Below are 25324 nucleotides of genomic sequence, written 5' to 3'. Positions count from 1 at the left end.
AACATAAAAATAAATAGTGTTAAATTTCAAAAAGTTATGATATAAAAAATCGAGGACGCAAACCCGAAAAGCCGGCTTGGAAACAAGTCGGCTTTTTTATGATCTTTTTTGATAGTTATTGCCAATAAAGTTGTTTAAAAAGTAGCCAATTTCAAGATTTTTGCAATGTTCTCAAGACCCCAGGATCTGAAATCATCCACATTTCCTGTGGATAAAATTTAGGCTATTTTGTGCGTATATGCTCACACCAATCTCGGCCCTTTGCTGCTATCCGGAATACTGAAACTTTCCTATGATGAACTCATCAGGAACAGGAAGTTCCATAACATAAAACAAAAATTATAAGTTATTGCACAAGGACCAGAGGGTAACAACGGTACGCGAAAAGATAATAAAAAACCCCGACAGGATGTTGGGGTTTTTTATTATCTCAATTTTCTAAATTAGACTTGGATGAGCATCAAGAATACGAATTAAAGTCGCTGCAGGACCAGTTGGATAACGACGGCCTTGTTCCCAGTTTTGCAGAGTTCTGGCACTGATATGCAAACGTGCAGCAAATTCAGCTTGGGTCAAGCCAGTTTTCTCACGTACTTCTTTAATATCCGGCAATTCAAGCTCTGTTACTCGGCTTGCTTTCATTTCATTACGTTTGATGGCACCAGCTTCTTTGATTGAAGCAACCAAGTCATCAAATAAGTTGTTATCCATGAAATTGCTCCTTCACTAATTGACGCAGAATAGAGGTTTCTTTGTCTGTCAGATTATCTTTCACAGACTTTGGATAAGCCACCAGGAAAAAGATCTGATCATCTTCTGTGACCCAATAATAGATCACCCGGATACCGCCACTTTTACCTTTATTGCCTTGAGCACAACGTACTTTACGAATTCCACCACCATTCTTGATTAAGTCACCTTTATCAGGTTGTACCAAGAGATCTTGCTGGAGTTGACGATATTCCTCATCACTTACAAGCTCTTTGATTTGCTTGGTAAAAATACTGGTTTCAATGAATAACATAGGTTTAAGTACGTCAATGGCGTATAAGAATTTTAGCAGTTTTAGAATAAAAAAACGAGAGCCTACAGGCTCTCTGTTATTCCCAAGTAGAAATGTCTGTATAGGACATTTCTACTTGGGAATAAAACATAGAATGGAAGTTAATCTCACCTTCTTTAATTCAATCTTCTCTAAATAAAAACTCGATTTCATCCCAGTGAGGGAATGTATGCTTTTTGGGCACAACTTCGAACTGTAAGTCGACACAATTAAGTACTTTTTCAAATAAATCGAATGAACCAGTGAAATGACCATTTTCAATCTCAGAAATTGTCGTTTTATTGACTAGAGATTTCTCCGATACAGTCTTTTGTGTATAGCCGAGTTTTTTCCTGGCCAATTTGATTTGCTCTCCAATTTCTTTTCTACAAGCCATATTATTTTTCCACTTTTACAAGATTATATTCGCTATATAGCGAACTTTGAGTATTTTATATGCAATGTTAGCCATATAGCAAACATTAGAGTATAACTACTTTGTAAGTAAAGCCTGTAAGTATTTCATAATGGTAACTAATCCAACTTCAAAAATAAGACTTTTCCAGATTTAACACACTTTATAAAGCCTAGATATAGGCTCTAGGCTTTATATACCTATCATCAGCTTAATGTTCTTATTTAACTTGCCATCTAGGAATTTCAATTTTGGAATAATAAAAACTGGCTGATAGAATAAAATTTAGGCATATTCCTAATTTTAATGTAATGTCAAACAAACGTTTTCTTATATTAAGGACACGATCATGAGTCCACTTTCACAACAGATAGATAGGTCCAGAGTTTTGGCTAAAGCGGCATGGAAAGCTGCTGAACAGCTTGGACTAAAGCCAGAGCAATTTTTAAGAATTCTGCATCTGGAAGGTATTGACGGTAAATTTTCTGAATTACAAACCTTAGATCCAAATTCTCAATCAGGGGAAATAGCAATAATCGTAATTCGGATTTACAGAGCTGTTTATAGCCTGAATGGTGGTGATATTAAATGGATGCATCATTTTCTCAATTCACCTAACCTATTAACTGGAGGAGTTCCTATAGAACAGATGGAAAGTATGAACGGACTGATTTCTGTACTTAAGGCCGTAGAAGCTTTTCCATGTTGAAATACTGATTGTTTTATAAATTATTGATTTAAAAAAATACCAAGAGTTACTTGTAAACAAAAGCAGTATAGCTATCAGATAATATGGTCGGAAAAAGCCCTAAAGTATGCAGGTTATTGCCTTGAGCATCCCTCCCTTTCATATATGGACTCAGATCCTGTAGAAGCATTAAAAGGGATTATGTAATGAACCGTACCGGGTTTGTCGGAGACTTTTTTATTTAAGTTAGGCCACCTGACCTAACGGGTTAATCTTATCATAGTACATTGCTTCAAACTCAAAAGGCGATACATAACCCAGTGCACTGTGTACACGCTTTTTATTGAACCAATCTACCCAGTTTAGTGTCGCAAGTTGTACATCTGCTAAACCTTGCCAATCTGCTTTTAAATATTCAATCACCTCTGTTTTGTATAAGCCATTCACCGTTTCAGCCAAAGCATTATCGTATGAATCACCAGTCGTACCGACTGATGCTCGTAAATTTGCTGCTTCTAAACGATTGGTATAGCGAATGGAAAGATATTGCACACCTCTATCGGAATGATGAATCACATTCTTTGGCATGCCTCGATCATGCAATGCTTGCTCCAATGCATCGAGCACCATATCTGTATTCATCCGTGTAGATACTTTCCATCCAACAATTGCTCGTGAGAACACGTCAATAACAAATGCGGTATATACCCAGCCTGAATGAGTTTGAATATACGTAAAGTCACCCACCCATAGTTGGTTTGGATGATCAGCATTAAAATTACGTTTCACTAAATCATCTGCCCGTTTTTGGTCATCTCGGTTACGGGTGGTTTGTTTATTCTTACCACGCCAAACACCTTGTATACCTAGCTTTTGCATCAATCGAGCAACTGTACAACGTGCAATCACATAGCCTTCACGTTTCAGTTGTTGCCAGACCTTACGCACACCATACCGACCTGAACTTTCCTTCCAAATTCGTTTAATCTCCTCAGCATGATGCAAGTCATGTAAATCTCGTTTCGCTCGATGTTCTGGATTTTCCGCGAGATCTAAAGTCCGGTAATAGGTTGAAGCAGCGATCGGTAAAATCCTACAAATCGCATCAACACCATATAACGCTTTATTGTTATGGATAAAATCCACCATTATTTGTGTGGGCGGTCGAGCTCCGCCTGGGCGAAAAAAGCGGCTGCTTTACGTAGAATTTCATTCGCACGTTGCAGTTCTTTATTTTCGCGTTCCAGTTGTTTGATACGTTCTTGGTCTGAAAGCTGCTGTGCTTTAACTGGATTTTGTTGATCTAAGTATTTTTGATACCAAACACGTAGTGTTTCAGGAGTACAGCCAATTTTAGGAGCAATTGCTGTGATTGCAGCCCAATTCGATGGATAATCTTTCTCGGATTCAATCAATAATTGAACCGCTCTTTCTCTGATTTCAGGGGTATATTTTAATTTTGTCATCGGGATAGTCTCTCAGAATATTGACTCTCCGACAAACCCGGTACGGTTCATAAATCATAAATACAGATCATTTGAAAATTTCTAAGTTTCCATCAAAAGCTGTTTTACTACAGGATCTAAATTCATCTAATGTTCATTCATAGCTATTTTGTGTGCAGTCCACATGTAAAGAATTAAATCGAAAGAGCTAGAAATCTCCCTAAATTTATACTTTTTATATTAACCGTTTATCCAGATTCTATTGTTTTCCTAACAAAAGAAAGTTTACTATTTGATTTCGTCACAAAACCAAATAGTGAATGAGTCATGAACAACAAGCGTGGGGGAATCAGAGAAGGTGCGGGTAGAAAACTTAAATACAATGAGCCTACCAAAACAGTAAGAGTGCCTTTATCCAAGATCGTAGAGATTAAAAATTATCTAAATAAAGCAGAGAGCCAATGCCTTAATGATATCGATTTAATCACGCCTGTACAGTCATCTACTTATATGCAAATTCCTTTAGCGGCCGAGAAGGTTGCTGCCGGTTTCCCTTCTCCTGCCCAAGATTTTGTCGACAAGACATTAGATATGAATGAACACCTCATTAGTAATGAGGCAGCGACATTCATTGTAAAAGTAGCTTCTCTTTCCATGAGAGATGCTGGTATTGAAATTGATGATGAACTTGTCGTTGATCGTAGTCTTGAAGCCAAACATGAAGACATCGTTATCGCTCTGATCGACAATGAGTTTACTGTTAAGCGCTTGATGATTGAAGGTAACTATCGCTGGCTTAAAGCTGAGAATCCTGATTGTTCCAATATTTACCTCAGAGATGGCCAGGAGATGGTGATTTGGGGAGTAGTGACTTACGTCATCAAACCCTTCAGGAAACGTAAGTAACTATTCTCTTGGTTTCATCATATGGCATATACAAACAAGATCTTTGCTTTGGTAGATATCAACAACTGTTATGTCAGTTGCGAACGTATCTTTAACCCAAGTTTAAATAACAAACCTGTGATTGTCCTCTCTAACAATGATGGTTGTGCTGTGGCACGCTCACAGGAGGCCAAAGACTTAGGTATCAAGATGGGAGTTCCCCTTTTTCAAATTAAGGACATTGTAGAGCAGCATAAGGTCCAAGTGCTCTCAAGCAACTATGCTTTATATGCAGAAATGTCTCGCAGATTCATGAAGGTCCTGTCTGACTTTGTAACTCCTGAAGAACAAGAGGTCTATTCGATTGATGAATGCTTCTTGGACTTGACTGCTTATGCCAAGAAGTATGATTTGACTGATTATGCACAGACGATTCGTCAGCGTATTTTTACCTGGCTCGGTTTACCAGTATGTATTGGCTTAGGCAGAACTAAAACTGAAGCCAAAATGGCAAATCACATTGCAAAAAAGAACACCTACTTCAATGGTGTGTGTAACCTGGTTGCCATGGATTATTGTGCTATAGAAAGCTTATATGAAACGATAGAGGTAGGTGAAATTTGGGGTGTCGGTAGCAAACATACAAAGAAACTAAATAGTCTTAATATTTATTCTGTGCTGGATTTTGCAATGGCCTTCCCTTTCATGATCAGGGATCAATTTTCCATTGTTATGCACAGAACATTACTTGAATTACATGGTGTCTCTTGTATTGAGTTAGAACATACGCAAGCTCCTCGAAAGCAAATTGTCGCAAGTCGTTCATTTGGCCAAAGGATTTATCATATTGATGATCTAAAAGAGGCTATGAGTCTCTACGTCCAAGATGCAGTTGCCCGCTTAAGAGGTGAGAAGATGTTGTGTGGTTACATGATTGGTTTTGTACAATCCAATCCATTTGAAACACATAAACCTTATTACAGCAAATCTGCAGCACTTACTTTGCCAGAACCAACTGATAACGTTTTAATGTTGTGTAAGATTGCCACAAAAATGATAGATGACTTATATCAGAAAGATGTAGGCTTCAAAAAGTGCGGCGTAATATTGACTTGTCTAGAGCCCAAAGTTAACCACACTTACGACCTGTTTATAGACATGAAACAAATAACCGCAGGCAATAACCTGATGGATTCACTTGAAGAAATCCATCATAAGTTTGGAAAAACCAAGCTTGCTCTGGGTGCAAGTAGGTTACCAAATAGAAGCTGGAATATGTCTCGTAATCAACTGAGCCAGAACTACTTTCGATGGGATCAATTGCTTTGTGTAAAGTAATTTTTAGTGATTACTTCACACCATAATTTATTTTTTCTTCTTTAAAAACTCTTTTAAAGCTTCCTCAGTAATACCCACAAAATTGTTTCTTTTTAGAAAGTCTAGTACTTCTCCGGTTGTTGCACCAAGACCAAAGAGTTGAAGTAAAGTTTTCTTATGCTGAGTAAGCAATTGATTCTGTGTAATGGTCTTTTCATTCAATTCTTTTATATAACAAAGAAGAATATTTTCAAAGTTTTTAGAATCATTTTTGCTATATATTTTTTGATTTTTCTCAACATTTTTTGAATGCTTTTCTTCTTTTGTCGATACAGTTTCAGAAGTATTTTCTGTTGAGGAGTCAGAATTAATATTGTCTGGATTTTGAATATCAAGGTGTAAAATATTCTGGTCTTGTATCATGTTTTTTCCTCAAAAATAAATCTAGAAGCCAATTATTCTGAATATACTTCATTACAGAAATGGCAAAACATGACCATTTTTGGATTCTTAAATTACTGAAAAAAGTCATATTTCGCGATAATAAAAAAATATAAATCAACCATTATTTTCATTAACTTTAATTCATTCACTGACAGCCAATAAATACAGGATGGGATGATGTATATCACATCATCCATGTCAAATCTCGAGCTCGCGTTGCTCGGTCTCAATTTGTATACAGTAGAAAAAAATGAAAGTTAAAGCATCAAGAAATAAGCAGATCATTGTTCGTTTAACTGCAGATGAACATCAAGATATCAATCTTGCCTGCAAGGCATTACAGCTCAATCAATCTGACTATATACGTAAAAAAATTTTAAGTGATGACTACAGTCAATTAATCGATCAACGTGATATTCATACGATTAGAACACTTGGCATTATTCTCCCAAAAATATTGATTGAACTCCAAGATAAAGATTTGATCCCCGAAGAATTATGTGACCTTACAGAGCTCGTTCATGAGTTGAAAATCATTGTGCGTCGACTAAATGACCAGGTACGTTAGACATGATTATTAAAGTAATTCCAAACACCTTAGGCACTTCTGTTGAAAATCGTATCAACGGTTTATCAGACTATATACATAATCCAAATCAAACGCGTATCGACTACCTCAGTGACTATATTACTCAGTTGCACGCTAGCTTTAGTCATGAGCTCATTTCTGAAAAATGTGTTTACTCGAACTCACGTAACTTTCTGGATGAAAATATTGAGTATCAAAAAATTGAAATGTCACAAACTGCCAGTTTGAATACAAGGGTGGATGACCCAATTGTTCATATCGTCGGAAGTTTTAAAAAATTTGAAGTCCCAACGACCCAACAATTAGAAGAACAAATCGATATTTTAAGTAAACATCTCAAAGCAGATGACTTACAAATGCAGTATGCATTGCACATGGATACAGACAATGTACACTTCCATTTGATCATTAACCGAATCCATCCCTACAGAAAAAACAATCATAATGAACATCAAGCGGTGGATCTAGGAGATGGTTGGATCTTGAATGCAGTACATCGAGCTGTTGCAGAAATTGAGGCAAAACAGGGTTGGGACCCTGAACCAAATCCCCTCTTTATCTATAACAGTAAAACTGGAGAATGTGAAAAAAACATCAATCACATATCAAATCCCGATGCATTGAAAATCAGTGCAAAGATTCGTGATCAAGAACATCGACATCAACAAAAGAGTCGATTGAGCAAGGAAATGTCTGTTGCAAGCAACTATCAAGATGAGCTTGAAACAATCATTCAGCCCATTCTAAAAGAGGCAACTAGTTGGCAAGACTGGCATCAACAATTAGCATCTTCAGGAATTTCGTATGAACGTAAGCGTAGCGGTAGTATTTTTACGATAAGGCCCCATGATCAGGAGTCACTAACATTTAAGGCATCGTTATTTTGCAATAAACAAGTCACTTTAAAGAATTTGGAAAACCGTTGGGGGGAGTTTACACCTCATCACGCTGATCAGATCAAAATCTATCAGCCCAAATTGAATACGACAGCTCAGCACACTCCACATGAATCCTCAAAGATCTCTGCTTATCATTTATTCCAGAATAAAGACTTTTTGGTTAAGGAGCTTCATGACGCTTATCTCAAGATGAAATCAACTAAAGATGTTTATAGTCAGAATCGTCGATCCAAGTACCAGGATATCAATTTCGAGAATGAAATTTATAAATACAATAAATCTTCTTTTTTAAAACAACTTCAGAAAAAATTTCCAGAACAGGCTTCTGATACGATTTATACTCTATTACATTATCAACATCATACAGAACAACTGACAACCAGAGCCAAAATCAGGAACGTGTTTCTTATCCAAAATCAAAATTTAAGCCAACAGACTTCTGAAAAGCTATTTGATCAAAATTTTTTGTCTAGAAACTTTGATTCAACCCAAATTACCTCTTATGCTGATTTTTTAAGATTTATCTCACCCACCAATCCCCTATTGATACAACAACAATTTCTATTCGATCAACGTCAGTCTAAAAATTTTATTTATCAAGAAAATCCAGAAATCAAGACTGCTAAAATTTTGTTTGATTCGAATGATCCTAAAGAGCCCATTGGCATTCAGAATAGATATGGGATTCTTATCTTTAGTAATTATTCAATCACCCGGTTAGAGCAATGTATAAAGAATTTACATCCTGAGCATCAAGTATCAGTTCGAGGATCATCAGATTTTAAAAACTTATTCGAAATGCTTTCCCAACATAGATCAAACGAAATTCAAGATACAAACAAAAGTAGAACTCTCCCCGCTCTATCAAAATTATCCTCGGAGCAACTCGAAGCTGGATTTCGACAACTCTATCAACATTTTAAGACAACAGGCGAATGCCAAAGTACAGCGCTGATCAAAACTGGTTTACTACTGAATTGTTGTGGCATCAATATGAGCCAGCTCAAATCTAATTTAGCAGCAGGTATTCAAAAGCATCAATTGCCTCAGCTTAATCAAGAAGATCAGAGTATCTTGATACAAAGGCTGCATAACCTGATCTATACACAAGCCTCAAAATTAAATAAACAATATTTCAACTCAAATGACATCGAGCAAACCTGGCAATTATATTTTTCTTTAGAGCATCAGCCTATGATCAACGAAAATTGCCATAGCCTTGTTACAACTAACGATGCTTCGCAACATTTAAGAGACCTCGCACTTATACCTAAAAATAAAGTGAACGAATCATATCAACAGACAGAATCTTTATCTGAACTTGATTACTTACAGATGTTTGAGTTTTATGAATACAGTCGAAAAGTTAAACTGCGCAAACAACAGGAATTAGAGCGGAATAATATCTTCACAAGGCCAAAAGAAACCTTGAAAGATTCTGATCAAATTTTACAGTCAGCCTACCCTATTAAAAAATATCGTATCGAATACAAATTTGGAGAAACATTTTATATCGATCAAGAGAAAGTCGCTTTTTTTGAAAGCAAAAATACTTTAGATATTACCGTAGTCAGCCAAAAGCGTGACCATATTCACGATGCCTTGTTATTGGCTAGAGATAAATTTGGGGTTGTATGGGTGTCCGGTACAGATGACTTTAAAAGACAGGTGCAAGAAATTGCACGTGCAACAAATATAAGAATCGAATTTGACCACCCATTAGTAATAGATCGTCAAGTTGAAAGCTCAGCGACCGACAAGATAGATCACAATATTGTGCACCAAATAAATGAGTACAAGACTGTTATTCCTAATTCTCCTCCAACATCACCAACTATAGAAGATCAAACAGACCTCATCAATAAAGAGAAATCTACAACATTAGACAAAAATTCTAAGAGTCTAAACCATACAAATGATAGCCTTGATTTTGGTTTCTAATACTCTTAAATAGAATTCAGGAAGAATGAATAATTTTCTAAAAAAAACTAGATTTTTCATCTTTATTGAGTTATAAAATCAATAGCCCCCTAGTTTTATAACAGACTAGTTGGTTAGCTAGAATTAAGGCTAGCGGGAGAAAGTCACTCTTATTTAAAGACATGAAAGGATAACTCGTTTTTTACGTGTTTTTCGTGTGCTTTAAATAAGGTTAAATAGTGAAATCTTCGCAACTATACAATACATTTCTTCTTAATATTCTTCATAAATTGGTTCACAATTCATCGGATAGCTTTACTGTCTCTTTTATTAATATAAATAATTCTAAGATGTTAGAAATATTTTGTGACTCCGTTCTTTCATTTCATTTTTTTGGATACAAGTATATCGGTAATAAATACTATAAAGTACATAATGGTTTAATTTTTAGCTACACTGTAGACCACGGGGAAAAAATTATTACTTTTAAATGTGATTTAAAAAAAGAAATATCTGGGTTAGACTTAATCACTAAAAAATTGTATTTAAATCGAATTTTATTCAATAGCAATTAAAATTAGTCAAATTAATACTGAAAAGTTAATTTAACTATTTTTTCGTTATTTCTTTTGTAAGAAGTCCGCTGAACACACCTTATGAATTCATCCTATAAGCCTTAATTTAAGTCCCCACTTAAAAACAAGTAGGGACTTAAATTTATCACTACAAATAATCAGACATCCATCGAATCTCTTGCGAAAAAACGAAGAACATACAGTGCTGAATTTAAACAGCAGATCGTTCAGGCTTGTAAGGCCCCGGACGTTTCAATGGCACTGTTGCAAATAACCACGAATGGTAAGCTGAAGACTGTTTTAGCTAAAGGTGCAGCATATGAATCCTTTCCATGGTCGGCATTTTCAGGGCGAAATCATTCTTTGGGCTGTGCGCTGGTATTGTAAATATGGCATTAGCTATCGTGAACTGCAGGAAATGCTGGCCGAACGGGGTGTGAATGTTGATCACACGACTATTTACCGTTGGGTTCAACGTTATGCTCCTGAAATAGAAAAACGTTTACGCTGGTATTGGCGTAATCCTACAGATCTGAGCTCGTGGCATATTGATGAAACCTATGTAAAAGTGAATGGACGATGGTCTTATCTGTATCGTGCAGTCGATCAACGTGGCGATACCATTGATTTTTATCTTTCTTCTAGACGTAATACCAAATCAGCATATTGTTTTCTTGGAAAAATTTTAAATAATGTGAAGAAGTGGCAAATTCCACAAGTGATCAACACGGATAAAGCACCCACATATGGACGTGCTTTATCACGGTTAAAACGGGAAGGTAAATGTCCACCAGACCTTGAGCACAGGCAGATTAAGTATAAAAATAACGTGATTGAATGTGATCATGGCAAGCTAAAGCGGATCATCAGGGCCACATTAGGATTCAAATCTATGAAGACGGCTTATGCCACAATTAAAGGTATTGAAGTCATGCGTGCACTACGTAAAGGACAAGCATCGTCATTTTATTATGGTCAGCCTCAGGGTGAAGTGTGTCTAATCAACAGGGTTTTCGGTCTCTAAGTACTTTTTAAAGGAAACATCATCGACTCAAATCTCTATTTGCAACAGTGCCGTTTCAATTGCTTCGGTCGCTTTGCAACATGGATTGAATACAAATCTTGTATCCAAATGGATTCGCTTAATTGATGGTAAGCTAGGGAATGATCGCTCACCACTCTGGCTTTAGCTTACCGCATTTACTGTGAGTTGGCACTGAATCTGCGTATTAAACTGAGAAGAAGACTAAAACGGCATGCACCTGAACCATTGAAAGAACCAATCCGAGAAAATCAGGTTTGGTCATTAGATTTTATACATGATCAGCTTTCCGATGGTCGCAAGTTTCGATTATTGAATGTGATTGATGATTACCGCCGCCAAGGCCTAGCCATTGAGTCAGGGTTCTCATTGCCCACAATCAGGATTATTCGTACGTTGAATCAATTGCTGGAGTAGAGAGAAAACCATTAGTGATCCGATGCGATAATGGTCCCGAATTTATCAGTCACGAATTTGTGCGCTGGGCTACTGAGCACGGTATTCGTATTGAATATATTCAACCGGGTAAACCACAGCAGAATGCGTATATTGAACGCTATAATCGGACCATACGTTATATAGCTGAATTCTAAAAGGTATAGCACCCAAATATTTTCGTAAGATACCATTTCATAAGGATTTTACTGTGCTACTCAATTTTATAATCAACTATAGTTGGCTGAGCAAGCATTTGTTTGATACATTGGAAGAAGTTTAGGATTACGTAACTGATTGGCTGTGGCATTACAATCATGAAAGACCACACCAAGCTAACAAAGGAAAGTTATCTTTAATGGCTGCTTAACCTCTACTTTTAACTTCGGTTATTTATTTATGGGAGGATTACCCACGGATTTAACTGAATAGACCACTTTCCACTTTATCCCCCCCTATTTTATTTAAAACTTTTATCAATCAGCTGCTTAAAATCTTCTAAATTCTGCTCTGCCAGTGACTCTAAAGCTATTCTTACAATACTAGATCTGTTAACACGAGCGTTATTACTTTTGATAATTAGCTCATCAATTAATTCACTTAATTCTTGGTTTAAAGAAAAGGTACAACGAACGAATTTCTTTTGTGAAACTTCTAGATCCTTAACTCTTTTATCAGCTCCAGATATGAAATTTTCAACCAGTTTATCCTGATCTGAAAGCTCGTCAGTTTTCTTTTTTAAACCGCTAAGACCTGCCATAGTTATACTCCTAAAAACTCTTGAGCTATCCCTTCAATTTCTGCTTTTGCTTTAAAATCACTTGTTACTTCAAAAACAGATAGGCCATTTTCATCTGCATCATCATAAACATTTCGATTTGTCGTAATTTGGTCTAAGGCTTTTATTCCGAACGATATACAGGCTTCTTTAGCATCTAGAATTCGCTGTACTTGTGACGGTAATGTTGGGCATTGTGTAATGATTGCTCTTGCATTCAAATCTGGATTCACTGCTCGCGCCAGTTTTAATACTTGCTCCATATGATCCAAAGTCTTTAGATCTCTACGTTTAGGCCTAAAAGGCAATAGCATATGTGTTGCTATAGTCATAGCAGAACGCAATGCTTCCGAATCTTGCCCACCAGCATCAATGATAATATCTTCATATCTTTTTGATAAATCTTTTAAAACTTGACGAATATTGCCTGAAGCTTGTACAGATGGAATATTCTTTAAATCCTCATTCTCATCACGCTCTTTAATCCAGTCAGTAGTTGTACCTTGAGGATCTGCATCTAGAAGAAGAACATCTCTATTCTTTTTTTGTAAATAAACCGCTAAGTTTTGGGCAAGGCAGCTTTTACCAGCTCCGCCTTTTTCACCACCTACTAAAATAATCATAAGTTATGTAAGTTACGTAATTTTGTTAAAAACAATGTACAAGTTTCAATCTCCTGAATCAACTATTGTGAAAAATAAAGTTAAAAAATAAAGTTATCCACAAGTAATGCTCTTTTTTAATTTTATATATATTTTTAAATTTATATTTATAGGACCTTTGTATGCCTTATGTAGTCTAATTCTCAGAGGATTTATATGGACGTTTTCCTGACAATAAGTGGACATTTTCCTTTATTTAAATGGACGTTTTCCTGACAATAAGTGGACATTTTCCTTTATTTAAATGGACGTTTTCCTGATATAAATGGACGTTTTCCTGGCATAAATAGATCTTCCATTAATGGTCATTAAGTGTTAATGTCCATTAATGATATTTGTTTCTCTAATCACAATATGGCAAATCTAATTTATAAAGATAATAACTTGATTGAAGCATCTTATGCGTTGACTTTGTCTGAACAACGCTTAATTTTAGTTGCGATTATTGCAGCTAGGGAAATTGAAAAAGAGCTTACATCGGATACCTTGCTAACAATACATGCATCTGAATACATGAAGCACTTTAATTTGGGTCGTCAAGCGGCCTATGAGGCTCTTCAGGGAGCGTGTGATAACTTGTTTGAACGTAGACTCACCTATAAGGCCATAGATCCTGTTACAGGTAAGCCAGCGGTCTACAAAAGCCGTTGGGTATCAAAAGTTGGCTATGTTAAAGAAGCTGCATGCGCTCAACTAATTTTTGCTCCTGATATTTTACAGCTTTTTGTAAAACTTGAAGAAAAATTTACCCGTTATGAATTAAAGCAAATTTCTCAATTATCTAGCGTATACGCTATACGGCTGTATGAACTTTTGATTAGATGGCGTAGCAAAGGCAAGCTATATATTAGTATGGTTGAATTGCGTGATAAGTTAGGTTTACTTGAAAATGAATATAAAACCATGGGCGATTTTAAAAAGCGTGTATTGACGGTTGCCATAGATCAAATTAATAAACTTACTGATATCGACGTAAGTTATGAGCAGAAAAAAGAAGGAAGAACAATTACACATATCGAATTTTCTTTTAATCAAAAAGCTTCCTTAATTGTTAGTGATAAGGTACTGGAACCGACATATCAGTTGACACCAAAACAATCTATATTTTTCGCTCAAAAATTGTGTGACCTTATCAAATATCCCGAATTCGGGGGAAAATATGCCAATGTAGGTGAAGAGATCGAAGCGTTTAAAGAAAGGATTTCACTTGAACTTCTCGACCCTGAAAAGGTAAAAAAGTATTATCCTGATTTGTTAAAAGTGGGCTATAAAGAAAAATATAAATCAGAAAAGTTATCATAACCTGAATAATAGAAATTCTTATTTTGAACACTACTAACCTATAGAAAAAAATTTAGTCTGTCTTGGTAACCCTAATTCTATAATTTGGTCTTTATTGAGAAGTGTCCATTTTAATTGGAAGGCTATTACATGAACGGTTAGCAGCTGATCTATAAGGAATATTAAATTATAAAGTTACATAACTTACGCAACTTATGAACTTATGTAATCCTGAAGAGAGTGATGAGATGGAAACCTCTCCCGGTCATGCTTGTCAGGGATTTGTCCATATATGGAAGCGCAGTGCTGAAAACTAAGGATCCATCTAATGAGAAGAACTGCCCGGGATTAATCTGCCAGGAATATTAAATTATAAAGTTACATAACTTACGCAACTTATGAACTTATGTAATCCTGAAGAGAGTGATGAGATGGAAACCTCTCCCGGTCATGCTTGTCAGGGATTTGTCCATATATGGAAGTGCAGTGCTGAAAACTAAGGATCCATCTAATGAGAAGAACTGCCCGGGATTAATCTGCCAGGAATATTAAATTATAAAGTTACATAACTTACGCAACTTATGAACTTATGTAATCCTGAAGAGAGTGATGAGATGGAAACCTCTCCCGGTCATGCTTGTCAGGGATTTGTCCATATATGGAAGCGCAGTGCTGGAAACTAAGGATCCATCTAATGAGAAGAACTGCCCGGGATTAATCTGCCAGGAATATTAAATTATAAAGTTACATAACTTACGCAACTTATGAACTTATGTAATCCTGAAGAGAGTGATGAGATGGAAACCTCTCCCGGTCATGCTTGTCAGGGATTTGTCCATATATGGAAGTGCAGTGCTGAAAACTAAGGATCCATCTAATGAGAAGAACTGCCCGGGATTAATCTGCCAGGAATATTAAATTATAAAGTTACATAACTTACGCAACTTATGAACTTATGTAATCCTGAAGAGAGTGATGAGATGGAAACCTCTCCCGGTCATGCTTGTCAGGGATTTGTCCATATATGGAAGCGCAGTGCTGAAAACTAAGGATCCATCTAATGAGAAGAACTGCCCGGGATTAATCTGCCAGGAATATTAAATTATAAAGTTACATAACTTACGCAACTTATGAACTTATGTAATCCTGAAGAGAGTGATGAGATGGAAACCTCTCCCGGTCATGCTTGTCAGGGATTTGTCCATATATGGAAGTGCAGTGCTGAAAACTAAGGATCCATCTAATGAGAAGAACTGCCCGGGATTAATCTGCCAGGAATATTAAATTATAAAGTTACATAACTTACGCAACTTATGAACTTATGTAATCCTGAAGAGAGTGATGAGATGGAAACCTCTCCCGGTCATGCTTGTCAGGGATTTGTCCATATATGGAAGTGCAGTGCTGAAAACTAAGGATCCATCTAATGAGAAGAACTGCCTGGGATTAATCTGCCAGGAATATTAAATTATAAAGTTACATAACTTACGCAACTTATGAACTTGTGTAATCCTGAAGAGAGTGATGTGATGTAAAACTCTTTCTATACTGCCATACTTACAATACCAGCGCACAGCCCAAAGAATGATTTCGCCCCAAAGATGATGCCGACTATGGAAGTGATTCATCTATTGAACCTTTAGCTGAAAAGCTATTTACAACACTGCCAATTTTTCCTCTTTTATAGCGTTTACTCTAATTTCAACTGCTACAAAAGAGGAAAGACGATTCATCAATTAATAGTCAAAGCTGAAGAAATTTTCAGGGAAACAAGAACGGAAAGCTTTTTGAATATCGCTGTACTCACACTCAGGATGCTTCTCTAAATAACGTCTAGTCCAAATCAGTGTGGCTTCATAATCGTTAAAGCACTGATCGAGTTGTAAAAAAATCCACAGTTCATGGGCTTTTTGAATGAAAAAGTCATTGATAATCATGAGAGCAATTTTCTTTTCAGTGTTTGAATCCGGGTATGAGTACATAGTATGTTTCTCCTATAGAGATGATAAATAGATTAATTGATAAGCTATTTATAACACATAAAAAATGTGTTTGTCACATAATTTATGTGATTTTTGTAATTTTATGGTCTGTGTTATACTTCTAATCCAAACAGATTGTATTTATCACGATGCCGTACGAAGAATTTCAAAGACTTATGGGGAAAGCAGGTCTTTCAATTAAGGAATTTGCAACATTATTGGACATGAACCCAAATTCCATAACTAACTATAAAAAGATCGGAAAAGTACCTACTCATATTGCTGTTCTGGTTTATTTGCTTTCTAGCATGAAAGATGAGGGTGTAGACTTTTACCCTATTTTCGAAAAAATTAAGTCGTATTCAAAAGACTAAGACTCTAGTTTTTTTGATTGTTTTAAGCTGTTAGTGATGACGTAAAAAATGCCTGAAGTTCAGGCATTTTTTGTTTCAGGGACTTATAAGCCTCGATAGAACTTTTCAATAAAGTTTCGAGTTTTGAGAACCAGGGTATTCATCATGGTCTTACGTTTTGAGATCTTAGGGCGAGCAATCGGTAAGTCTTTGACATCTTCCCGGCTAGGTAGACGCTGGGTGTATTCATATTGGCTGAGCACCGTTTTGAAGACTTCAGGTTTGATGGCTTCTTTTTGACACAGCTCATTCAGTGCCTTTTCTTTCTCCACATCCCAAAACTGAACAAAGGCTTGTTCAACGCTTTGACCATCGGCCATGCGTGGAATGTTTTCATCCAGAAACTTTTGAATCAGCTCTTGTTTGTCATACAAGTTGTGGTTGGTCGAGATGATATCTTGCACTTGGGAACGATACTGTTGTTTCTTTTCTGGATCTTTATGATTGACCACCGATTGCAGTAAATTCAGGATATAACCGACATTCACGGTATCGCGGTGGATCAGTTCCAGTTGGAAATTGACATCATTGAGGACCGATACTTTGTCTTTAGGCTGGACCACACGGACGTTGTTGTACAGATATTTGTATTGTGAGGTATGTTTCTGGAATTCTGCCTTATTTAAATTGGTATCGTCCTAGTCATACTCGACAAAGTTTTCCAATTGGGCATTGATCCGCATCAGCTTTTCGGGTTTACGCCCCTATTTCTTATAGTATAAATTTTTGAAATATAATACTATTTACTTTGGAATTACATGCGATGCGATAAATTTCGAATAAGAGATTTTATGTTAAATAATGGTTTTTATATGATCTAGTATTTCTAAATATAAGTGCAATTTTACTAAGGTTGCTTAGATGCTATGGAATCTAAATATCTAAATTGTTCATCCCCCTTTACTTCATTTTCATGTTTAATCACCGCTATTAGTAAAACTATGGTCATAGCCCCAGCTAGATAGGTGATCTTTTTTCTCATGATTTCCTTGTAGTGAAATTCTTTTTGCTTATTTTATATAAATTATATAAATAATAAAATTGTTATATATACCAATCTGTTAGGCAAATTAGTCCTATTCCAAATAACCAAAAAAAGCCGATATCTTTGTAAGCTCTAACCCACAAAAATTGAGGGATAGTTTTCGAAATAGAGTCTTTGATAAAATAGTAAGAATCAATAAATACCTACTTTTTAAACCATTATCATTTAGAGAATATTACAAAGTTGTTTAAAAAAGCCGACTTGTTTCCAAGTCGGCTTTTCGACATCGTCGAGCACATTTTTTATATCATAAATTTCCGATTTTTATAATTTTCAAAGTCTATCTTTCAGCTCTTTATACAACAAAGCCGAACTGAATTAAAAATAGAAATGTAGTTGAGCTGATGCTTGCTCATTTCTTTATTTTTAGTAATTGAGGTGAACATACTGTCAGTACATGGTAGTTATAAGTAACGTGTAACTTTGTTTGCACAAAGATTTGAGTTATGCCAAGTGATGGATTGATTTGTACTTAAAATTTTAAGCTTATCCACTTGCTTTGCAAGCCACTACACTTTATTTACAATCCTATGTTGTGGAAGTAGGGGATCTTGTACTCGCCCAGTATGTTCAACTTGATTATATCTAAAGGACTATTAGGCTTCAATCAAATCAATTTTCCAATTATTCGACTGAATTAACACGTTTAAATCACGTAATTTAAGACTAATATCATCAGCTTGTTTTTGTAATGATGAAACTGGAATAACTTTATGCCACTTTATTTCCCGCGTACTATAACGATCAGATTCACGAGATGTATTACTTATTGCTGCAGTTAGGGTTTTGTGCTGTTCTACAAATTCATCACGCAAAGTCAATAAAGCAAGTAGAGAACGGCCATCATTTAATTTTGTTAAAGCATTAGTTTCATGAATTGCATAACTTAATTTTTGAAATTCTTGAATTAAAGAAAATACTTGTTTTAGTAGTTCATTTGGATCTTCAGATGGTTGATCACCATCTTGTACCAATACATTTGCATTGATACGTTGTTTTAGTGAAATAATTTTTTTTTGTTGATCACTTCGAAGTAAGAGAGCTTCTGCTAATTTCATTTTTCACCTATTAACCAATTAGAATTAAGTTTTAAACAGCTTATATCCTCATTCTTTAAAGATCAAAAAAATTGCTTTTTTATCTAACTAAAAGGTGTCTACAAAATCGGTAGCTATTCATTTTTTAAATTTTAAGCCTAGACCAGAGTCTAGGTTTTTTCATTTCGTATAACAGCCATTATCTTAAATGGGAGGGGGAGATTAAGCTAAAATTAGGGTTTTAATTTAGAGAAAGTAATGTCTCAGATAAAAATTTATGCTTTAGATGAAACTATAGAATTACATCGTGATAATTTAAGTAAAGCTATCCATCAGGCTTTAGTTAAAGAATTAAAATACCCTGAAGAAAAAAGGTTTCAACGTTTTATTCCACTAGAATCCAAAAATTTTATATATCCAGCAGACCGCAGTACATCTTATATAATTATTGAAATTTCCATGTTCGATGGACGAACAAAAGAGACTAAAAAAGCATTTATTAAGACTCTATTCGAAAATATAAACAATCTATGCGGTATTGATTCAAATGATGTTGAGATAACTATATTTGAAACTCCTAAAGAAAACTGGGGCATTAGAGGGGAAAATGCGGATGAACTACAGTTAAATTATCAGGTAAGTGTTTAAATTTCCTAAAATTAACATAATACACGTTATGCGAAATTAGAAAAATGAGTTTATTGCACTGATATTTATCTGTTTTTTAAATTTTAGACCTGGGTTGGTGCCCAGGTTTTTTTATTGCGTATAACAGCCATTATGTTAAATCGCATATAAAAAATTTGACATAAATTAAATTTTATACAATTATATTGCACACAATATATTATTTAAAGGTAATTAAAATGAGTAATCTTTATTCTACCCAAGTTAAAGCAATCGGTGGACGTTCAGGGAATATTCGTAGTGAAGATGGTATCTTAGAACTAAAATTAGCTTTGCCAAAAGAATTAGGTGGTCGAGGTGATGCAACGAATCCTGAGCAATTATTTGCAGCTGGCTATGCTGCATGCTTTGGAAATGCCGTGATCCATGTAACTCGTAGCAATAAAGAACATAAAATCCGTGATAACGATGTAGAAGTCCTGAGTACTGTTGGCATGGTTGCTAATGGCAATGGTGGATTTTCCTTAACAGTACACTTAGATGTCACTCTTTCAGGTATTTCACAAGCTGATGCAGAGAAGATCGTGGAACAAACGCATCAAGTATGTCCTTATTCCAACGCTATTCGAGGTAATATACAGGTATCGACCACTGTCTATACCAAATAAAAAGCTATGTCCAAGAATCAGCTTTGCCTAGATGAGCAACTATGTTTTCCTATTTATGCTGCATCTAATTTAATCGTAAAAGCTTATCGCCCTTTTCTTACACCTCTCGGACTCACTTATCCTCAATATTTAGTGATGTTGGTTTTATGGGAAAAAGAATGTGTAAGTGTGGGTGATCTTGGACAAATTTTACACCTGGATAGTGGGACACTAACGCCCTTACTAAAAAGAATGGAAAAGTCTGAACTTATTAATCGATCACGTGATCCTAATGATGAAAGAAGAGTCCTTATTTCATTAAAAGAAAAGGGTCGAGAGCTACGAGCTGCCGCAGAAATGATTCCTAAAGAGCTGACTCAAAGTATTCAACTTGAAAATTTAAATAAACTAAAAGAAGAATTAAAGTCATTGGTTAAAGTGTTATCAGAGAAAATTTAAGAAATCTTATTATCTGGTGATATGAGTCACTATGATTCTGAAAATTAATTAATTTTTCTAAAATTAACATAATACACCTTATACGAAATACTTGATATTTATCATTAAATTTCAGTATATTAGATCAAGCCGTTGTGGGGCATAGGGTACCAGAGCGGCTTTTTATTGATTATTTATGTTCCACGCTTAAAATTCGAACAATGTTTCATGATTTTTATAAGTTAAACTAAATTTAGTTGCCAATCCCAATAAGCTATTCACTAACTTGTAAATATCGGTATACCGCCTGACGACTAATCCCAAAAGCTTTTCCTAATGCCATTTTTGATGGATACTTCCCTTCCCTCCATGCTTGTCGTAAAGCTTCAGCTTGGTCAGGCTTTAGTTTATGCACCCGACCTTTGTACTTCCCCTGAGCAGAGGCGAGTTTTATTCCTTCCTTTTGCCGCTCTAAAATGATCTCACGTTCGAACTGTGCAAAAGCACCCATCAATTGCAGCATCAAATTATCCATCGGGGTGGATTCGGCCGTAAAAGTAATATTTTCTTTTACAAACTGGATGGCAATCCCTCGTTTGACCAGTTTATCTACTTCAGTGACCAAATCTTTCAGGCTTCGCGCAAAACGATCCATGGAATGTACAATCACCCTGTCCCCTTCCCGGACATAGTTCAACATTTCCTGAAATTTAGGTCGGTCAGTATTTTTACCTGAAGCACGGTCAACAAAAATCCGGTCGACTTCAATTCCCTCAAGTTGACGTCCAGTGTTTTGCTCGACAGAACTTACCCGGATATACCCTACTTTTTGGCCTTTCAATTTTTCAGGCACTGTTGCAAATAGGCTGACATGATAAGCTAAATATCTTATTTATTTCGAGATACAGCAGATGAATCCCTTCCACGGTCGGCACTTTCAAGGTGAAATCATTCTTTGGGCTGTTCGTTGGTATTGTAAATATGGCATCAGCTATCGTGAACTTCAAGAAATGCTCGCTGAACGAGGCATAAATGTGGATCACAGTACAATTTATCGTTGGGTTCAGCGTTATGCTCCAGAAATGGAAAAACGGTTACGCTGGTATTGGCGTAATCCTACAGATTTACATTCATGGCATATGGATGAGACTTATATCAAAGTGAAGGGGCGATGGACTTACCTGTATCGTGCAGTTGATCAACGGGGTCATACGATTGACTTTTACCTTTCCGCTAGACGGAACAGTAAATCAGCCTATAGTTTTCTAGGAAAGATCTTCAATACGGTGAAAAAATGGCAAATTCCACGGGTCATCAATACAGATAAAGCAGCGACCTATGGCCATGCTTTATCACGGTTAAAGCGAGAAGGAAAATGTCCAGTAGATATTGAGCACAGGCAGATTAAGTATAAAAATAATGTCATTGAATGTGATCATGGTAAGTTAAAGCGGATCATCAGGGCCACATTAGGATTCAAATCTATGAAGACGGCTTATGCCACAATTAAAGGTATTGAAGTCATGCGTGCACTACGTAAAGGACAAGCATCGTCATTTTATTATGGTCAGCCTCAAGGTGAAGTGTGTCTAATCAACAGGGTTTTCGGTCTCTAAGCACTTTTAAAAAGGAACTTCATCGACTCAAATCTCTATTTGCAACAGTGCCTTTTTTTGACCTTTGCTTCAACTTTCATACAGTCGGTATGCATCATATCCTGGTTTTGAGATGCTTCCATTTGCATGGATTTCATCTGTTCAGATGGCATTAAACACCGCTTATGTACAGACGAAGCAGCAGCAGCCGATCCTACTAAAAGGATAGCAAACGATAAAAACAGCGATAGGCATGTTTTTAACCACTGCATAGAGATAAGACCAAAATTTAAGCTTTTTTAGTTTTACAGATTCGAAAGGAAATGACAACAATTTCATGAATAGTAGCCGAAGCTACCATTCATGATTCCAAGTCATATTATTTTAAAAAACTAATTCGATACCTGCACCATATTTCCATCCCTTTTCAGACTCTGTTGCCTCTTGCATAGAAGTGGCTTTCTGTCCTTTTTCATATTGGTAAGCAACATCAATGAAAGGTTTAATTCGCTTAGTAATCTCATATCGGGTTTTGATACCAGTTTTAAGTTCTGATAAACCTGATTTTGCAGCATAGTTAGAATCATCGCTAAATATTACATCTGCTTCGATATAAGGTTGAGTAATAAGTTTCTGAGTTAAAAGCAAATCACGTTCTAATTCAAAACTTGCTCCCCAAAAATTATTCTCACCGCCATAAAGATATGCTTGTGTTTCAAAGAAATAAGGAGCTAATCCTAATACACCAATAACACCATCAACTCGATCACTGTTGCTGCTATTTTTATCTTCGCTATATCTTACACCAGCTTGTATATCCCAAAATGGGGCTACGTTACGGCTATAAAGTGCTGATACAGCATATTTTGGATCATTACTTTCTGACTTTTCCGAATTGGCTTCAATAAATAGACGATTTTCATCTGTTCCAATCAAAGTTTCAAGCTTTGTTCCTAGGTTGCCCTTACCGTCTTCATCAACCATCCATGCATTTTCAAGTCTTGTTACTTGATAAATTTGTCCGCCATGTTCTTTAAGATGATCATCGTGAGATCCGTCTGATCTCTTTCTTGCAGTCAAAATAATATTATCTCCCCCATTTGCATTTTCCATTGAATAATATTCTGGATACAATTCTTGGGGGCTATATCTTAAGCCACCAGACTCCTGTAATAAGACTCTCATACCATTTGTAATATTACTTTCTTGTTCCGAAGTGCTGCTATTAGCAAAAGTTAAGTTTGATATACTTATTAATGCAATTGATAAGACTGTTTTTGAGAAGAAATTCTTAGTGATTTGCATGTGGATTTACTCCCTTCTCATTTACTTGGGACTGAGGAACAGTCTTTGTAGAATTACCATCTTCCACTTGAGCTACAATGAGTTTATTCATCATTCCTGCACTCATATGGTAAAGCAGGTGACAATGAATAGCCCACTCACCTAACTCATCAGCTGTGAGTAGAGTGGTTATCGTTTTCCCAGGTGGAACAATTACCGTATGTTTGTTTGGCATATTGCTTGGATCCTGACCATTCTCAAGCTGCATAAACATGCCATGTAAGTGCATTGGGTGAGCCATCATACTGTCATTGACAAATTTTAAGCGAATACGTTCACCATACTTCACCACTAGTGGGTCGGCTTCATTAAATTTTTTACCATTTATTGTCCAAATATAACGCTCCATGTTTCCACCAAGACGGATCTCTATTTCACGTTCAGCTGCACGAGTGTCTTTTTGAGGATCTAACGATTGCAAATCACTATATTGCAATGCTTTATTACCTTCAGGTGTTGAAGCATTTGCCCATCCAAATACGGTATTATCATTCTTGTCTGAAGCCGCCTTAACAGTAGCGCTATTCATCGGCATATCATGATCCATACCTTTCATAGAAGACATATCATGATCCATACCTTTCATAGAAGACATATCGTGATTCATGCCTTTCATAGAAGACATATCATGATCCATACCTTTCATAGAAGACATATCGTGATTCATATCTTTCATAGATGACATATCATGATTCATTCCCATATCTTCCATAGTCAATAAAGAACGAGGACGAGGCTTAGGCATCTCAATTTGTTTGACTGCTGGGCTGCTTTCTTCATGTAATGTTCCCACTGAAAAACCGGTACGATCAATAGATTCAGCTTCAATTTGGTAATGTGCTTGTTTTGGTTCCACAATGACATCATAGGTTTCAGCAGTACCAATACGGAACTCATCTACAGGAACGGGCTTTACAGGTTGACCATCAGCACTGACTACAGTCATTTTTAGGTTTGGAATGCGTACATCAAAGAATGACATAGCGGAAGCATTAATAAAACGAAGGCGAACTTTTTCACCAGCTTTGAAGTTACCGGTCCAGTTTTGCTGAGGTGTTTTGCCATTCATTAAAAATGTATAACCAGTCACATCGGACATATCTGTTTTCAACATCCGCATCTGATTCCACATAGAGCGGTCTTGCCAAGTTGCCTTTAATCCATCACGTTTAACTTGTTTTAATACATCGAATACTGTTTCGCGACGGTTCTGATAGTAATCTGCTTCTTTTTTAAGATTTTTCATAATTTGATCACTTGTTGAATTATGAAAATCAGAAAGCAAAACAACGTAATCTTTATCGGTTTTTTCAGCAGCTGTTAGTGGAGTTTTATCTTTAGGATAAATAACAAAAGCACCATATAAACCGTCTTGTTCTTGTCCTTTACTATGTGAATGATACCAATAAGTACCATTTTGGCGGACTTTAAACTTATATTCATAAGTTTTATTAGGGGCAATGCCATTAAATTTGTTAAATCCAGGTACACCATCCATAATTCCAGGTAATAATAAGCCATGCCAATGGATTGAAGAGTCCTGATTTTTTAACTTATTGTGAACACGGATAACGGCCTCATCACCTTCTTCAAATTCAAGAAGTGGTGCAACGAATTTACCATTAACGGTAATTCTCTTTAGCGGTTTTCCTGTGATATTTACAGTTTGTTCAGCGATTGTTAAATCATATTCTTTAACTGCCGCCATTACCCAAGTTGATGAAAATAAACCAACTCCAATTAAGAGTACATGACTTAACTTATTTGACATTCTATCTC

Annotated in this window: 24 protein-coding genes, 4 pseudogenes and 1 other annotated feature; of the genes and pseudogenes, 13 read left to right on the top strand and 15 right to left on the bottom strand. The window is 36.0% G+C overall.

Annotation, left to right across the window (positions count from 1 at the left end; all coding sequences use genetic code 11):
• Window positions 1–438: 438 nt before the first annotated feature.
• The 3 genes from nadS to J7649_RS16405 form a co-directional block, all read right to left on the bottom strand.
• A complete protein-coding gene (nadS, locus tag J7649_RS16415; protein ID WP_219310251.1) occupies window positions 439–711 on the bottom strand; it encodes a NadS family protein in 273 nt (90 codons plus the stop codon).
• Window positions 704–1024, bottom strand: coding sequence for a type II toxin-antitoxin system RelE/ParE family toxin (locus tag J7649_RS16410; protein ID WP_000897309.1), 321 nt, complete (start codon window positions 1022–1024; stop codon window positions 704–706). Before J7649_RS16410 ends, nadS begins: the two co-directional genes overlap by 8 nt.
• A 160-nt stretch (window positions 1025–1184) precedes the next feature.
• Entirely contained in the window at window positions 1185–1439 is a 255-nt protein-coding gene (locus J7649_RS16405) for a helix-turn-helix domain-containing protein (RefSeq protein WP_034171707.1), read from the bottom strand.
• A 367-nt stretch (window positions 1440–1806) separates the two neighbouring features.
• Here J7649_RS16405 and J7649_RS16400 point away from each other — a divergent pair, with 367 nt between their 5' ends.
• The gene (locus J7649_RS16400; protein WP_034171706.1) at window positions 1807–2166 is read left to right on the top strand and encodes a hypothetical protein; all 360 of its coding nucleotides are present in this window, start codon (window positions 1807–1809) and stop codon (window positions 2164–2166) included.
• A 225-nt stretch (window positions 2167–2391) separates the two neighbouring features.
• Here J7649_RS16400 and J7649_RS16395 read toward each other — a convergent pair.
• Window positions 2392–3611, bottom strand: a protein-coding gene (locus tag J7649_RS16395; RefSeq protein ID WP_219310249.1) for an IS3 family transposase whose coding sequence is annotated in 2 segments (ribosomal slippage) — window positions 2392–3335 and window positions 3335–3611 — 1221 coding nt in all. Because the reading frame shifts where the segments join, the coding sequence is not laid out codon by codon here.
• Window positions 3220–3336 (bottom strand) — a sequence feature (AL1L pseudoknot). (Overlaps the previous gene by 117 nt.)
• A gap of 306 nt (window positions 3612–3917) precedes the next feature.
• On the opposite strand from J7649_RS16395, the gene J7649_RS16390 reads away from it, so the two are divergent.
• Both J7649_RS16390 and J7649_RS16385 read left to right on the top strand, forming a co-directional pair.
• Window positions 3918–4496, top strand: coding sequence for a LexA family protein (locus J7649_RS16390; RefSeq protein WP_034171681.1), 579 nt, complete (start codon window positions 3918–3920; stop codon window positions 4494–4496).
• A 21-nt stretch (window positions 4497–4517) separates the two neighbouring features.
• A complete protein-coding gene (locus J7649_RS16385; RefSeq protein ID WP_034171682.1) occupies window positions 4518–5813 on the top strand; it encodes a Y-family DNA polymerase in 1296 nt (431 codons plus the stop codon).
• A gap of 27 nt (window positions 5814–5840) precedes the next feature.
• On the opposite strand, the gene J7649_RS16380 is transcribed toward J7649_RS16385, so the two are convergent.
• The gene (locus J7649_RS16380; protein ID WP_034171683.1) at window positions 5841–6215 is read right to left on the bottom strand and encodes a hypothetical protein; all 375 of its coding nucleotides are present in this window, start codon (window positions 6213–6215) and stop codon (window positions 5841–5843) included.
• 271 nt (window positions 6216–6486) lie between these two features.
• On the opposite strand from J7649_RS16380, the gene J7649_RS16375 reads away from it, so the two are divergent.
• From J7649_RS16375 to J7649_RS16360, 4 genes and pseudogenes are all read left to right on the top strand, one after another.
• The gene (locus J7649_RS16375) at window positions 6487–6804 is read left to right on the top strand and encodes a plasmid mobilization protein (protein ID WP_034171684.1); all 318 of its coding nucleotides are present in this window, start codon (window positions 6487–6489) and stop codon (window positions 6802–6804) included.
• A gap of 2 nt (window positions 6805–6806) precedes the next feature.
• Window positions 6807–9665, top strand: a complete 2859-nt coding sequence (locus tag J7649_RS16370) for a relaxase/mobilization nuclease domain-containing protein (protein ID WP_034171685.1) — start codon at window positions 6807–6809, stop codon at window positions 9663–9665.
• 873 nt (window positions 9666–10538) lie between these two features.
• Window positions 10539–11243, top strand: a complete 705-nt coding sequence (locus J7649_RS16365; RefSeq protein WP_001067784.1) for an IS6-like element IS1006 family transposase — start codon at window positions 10539–10541, stop codon at window positions 11241–11243.
• Window positions 11244–11411: 168 nt separating this feature from the next.
• Window positions 11412–12066 (top strand): annotated as a pseudogene (locus J7649_RS16360) (DDE-type integrase/transposase/recombinase); the annotation flags it as partial.
• Between the two features lie 90 nt (window positions 12067–12156).
• Here J7649_RS16360 and J7649_RS16355 read toward each other — a convergent pair.
• Both J7649_RS16355 and J7649_RS16350 read right to left on the bottom strand, forming a co-directional pair.
• The gene (locus tag J7649_RS16355) at window positions 12157–12456 is read right to left on the bottom strand and encodes a hypothetical protein (protein WP_034171686.1); all 300 of its coding nucleotides are present in this window, start codon (window positions 12454–12456) and stop codon (window positions 12157–12159) included.
• A gap of 2 nt (window positions 12457–12458) precedes the next feature.
• Window positions 12459–13097, bottom strand: coding sequence for an AAA family ATPase (locus tag J7649_RS16350; protein ID WP_034171687.1), 639 nt, complete (start codon window positions 13095–13097; stop codon window positions 12459–12461).
• A gap of 393 nt (window positions 13098–13490) precedes the next feature.
• Here J7649_RS16350 and repM point away from each other — a divergent pair, with 393 nt between their 5' ends.
• Window positions 13491–14438, top strand: a complete 948-nt coding sequence (gene repM, locus J7649_RS16345) for a replication initiation protein RepM (RefSeq protein ID WP_201773389.1) — start codon at window positions 13491–13493, stop codon at window positions 14436–14438.
• 1481 nt (window positions 14439–15919) lie between these two features.
• Here the strand turns inward: repM and J7649_RS17030 are convergent.
• Together J7649_RS17030 and J7649_RS16335 are read right to left on the bottom strand one after the other, a co-directional pair.
• Window positions 15920–16045: pseudogene (locus J7649_RS17030) on the bottom strand (IS6 family transposase); the annotation flags it as partial.
• A 108-nt stretch (window positions 16046–16153) separates the two neighbouring features.
• Window positions 16154–16399, bottom strand: a complete 246-nt coding sequence (locus J7649_RS16335; RefSeq protein ID WP_034171689.1) for a hypothetical protein — start codon at window positions 16397–16399, stop codon at window positions 16154–16156.
• Between the two features lie 149 nt (window positions 16400–16548).
• Between J7649_RS16335 and J7649_RS16330 the strand changes: the two genes are divergently transcribed.
• On the top strand, window positions 16549–16773 hold the full coding sequence (locus tag J7649_RS16330) for a helix-turn-helix transcriptional regulator (protein WP_004676219.1): 225 nt from the start codon (window positions 16549–16551) through the stop codon (window positions 16771–16773).
• Window positions 16774–16856: 83 nt separating this feature from the next.
• On the opposite strand, the pseudogene J7649_RS16325 reads toward J7649_RS16330, so the two are convergent.
• Both J7649_RS16325 and J7649_RS16320 read right to left on the bottom strand, forming a co-directional pair.
• A pseudogene (locus tag J7649_RS16325) lies at window positions 16857–17426 on the bottom strand (type I restriction endonuclease subunit R, EcoR124 family); the annotation flags it as partial.
• Window positions 17427–18453: 1027 nt separating this feature from the next.
• Window positions 18454–18915 (bottom strand): DIP1984 family protein, encoded by a 462-nt coding sequence (locus J7649_RS16320; RefSeq protein WP_000761345.1) that lies wholly within the window; start codon window positions 18913–18915, stop codon window positions 18454–18456.
• Between the two features lie 237 nt (window positions 18916–19152).
• Between J7649_RS16320 and J7649_RS16315 the strand changes: the two genes are divergently transcribed.
• The 3 genes from J7649_RS16315 to J7649_RS16305 all read left to right on the top strand — a co-directional run bounded on the left by J7649_RS16315 (window position 19153) and on the right by J7649_RS16305 (window position 20627).
• The gene (locus J7649_RS16315; protein ID WP_034171729.1) at window positions 19153–19542 is read left to right on the top strand and encodes a tautomerase family protein; all 390 of its coding nucleotides are present in this window, start codon (window positions 19153–19155) and stop codon (window positions 19540–19542) included.
• A 218-nt stretch (window positions 19543–19760) separates the two neighbouring features.
• Window positions 19761–20189, top strand: a complete 429-nt coding sequence (locus tag J7649_RS16310; RefSeq protein ID WP_005108699.1) for an organic hydroperoxide resistance protein — start codon at window positions 19761–19763, stop codon at window positions 20187–20189.
• A gap of 6 nt (window positions 20190–20195) precedes the next feature.
• A complete protein-coding gene (locus tag J7649_RS16305) occupies window positions 20196–20627 on the top strand; it encodes a MarR family winged helix-turn-helix transcriptional regulator (protein WP_005108698.1) in 432 nt (143 codons plus the stop codon).
• 253 nt (window positions 20628–20880) lie between these two features.
• Here the strand turns inward: J7649_RS16305 and J7649_RS16300 are convergent, their stop codons facing one another.
• On the bottom strand, window positions 20881–21447 hold the full coding sequence (locus J7649_RS16300; RefSeq protein WP_004282172.1) for a recombinase family protein: 567 nt from the start codon (window positions 21445–21447) through the stop codon (window positions 20881–20883).
• Window positions 21448–21517: 70 nt separating this feature from the next.
• On the opposite strand from J7649_RS16300, the gene J7649_RS16295 reads away from it, so the two are divergent.
• A complete protein-coding gene (locus J7649_RS16295; RefSeq protein ID WP_001067783.1) occupies window positions 21518–22222 on the top strand; it encodes an IS6-like element IS1008 family transposase in 705 nt (234 codons plus the stop codon).
• 53 nt (window positions 22223–22275) lie between these two features.
• Here the strand turns inward: J7649_RS16295 and J7649_RS16290 are convergent.
• From J7649_RS16290 to J7649_RS16280, 3 genes and pseudogenes are all read right to left on the bottom strand, one after another.
• Window positions 22276–22473, bottom strand: a pseudogene (locus J7649_RS16290) (hypothetical protein); the annotation flags it as partial.
• A gap of 112 nt (window positions 22474–22585) precedes the next feature.
• The gene (locus J7649_RS16285) at window positions 22586–23506 is read right to left on the bottom strand and encodes a copper resistance protein B (RefSeq protein ID WP_086197643.1); all 921 of its coding nucleotides are present in this window, start codon (window positions 23504–23506) and stop codon (window positions 22586–22588) included.
• Window positions 23493–25316, bottom strand: a complete 1824-nt coding sequence (locus J7649_RS16280; protein ID WP_219310247.1) for a copper resistance system multicopper oxidase — start codon at window positions 25314–25316, stop codon at window positions 23493–23495. The genes J7649_RS16285 and J7649_RS16280 overlap by 14 nt, the downstream gene beginning before the upstream one ends.
• Window positions 25317–25324: the final 8 nt, after the last annotated feature.

The organism is Acinetobacter lwoffii, from assembly GCF_019343495.1.
In the GTDB taxonomy this organism is placed as follows: Bacteria; Pseudomonadota; Gammaproteobacteria; order Pseudomonadales; family Moraxellaceae; genus Acinetobacter; species Acinetobacter lwoffii_P.
The sequence above is the reverse complement of the archived record's forward strand: the minus strand, read 5'-3'. Positions and strand labels throughout refer to the sequence as shown.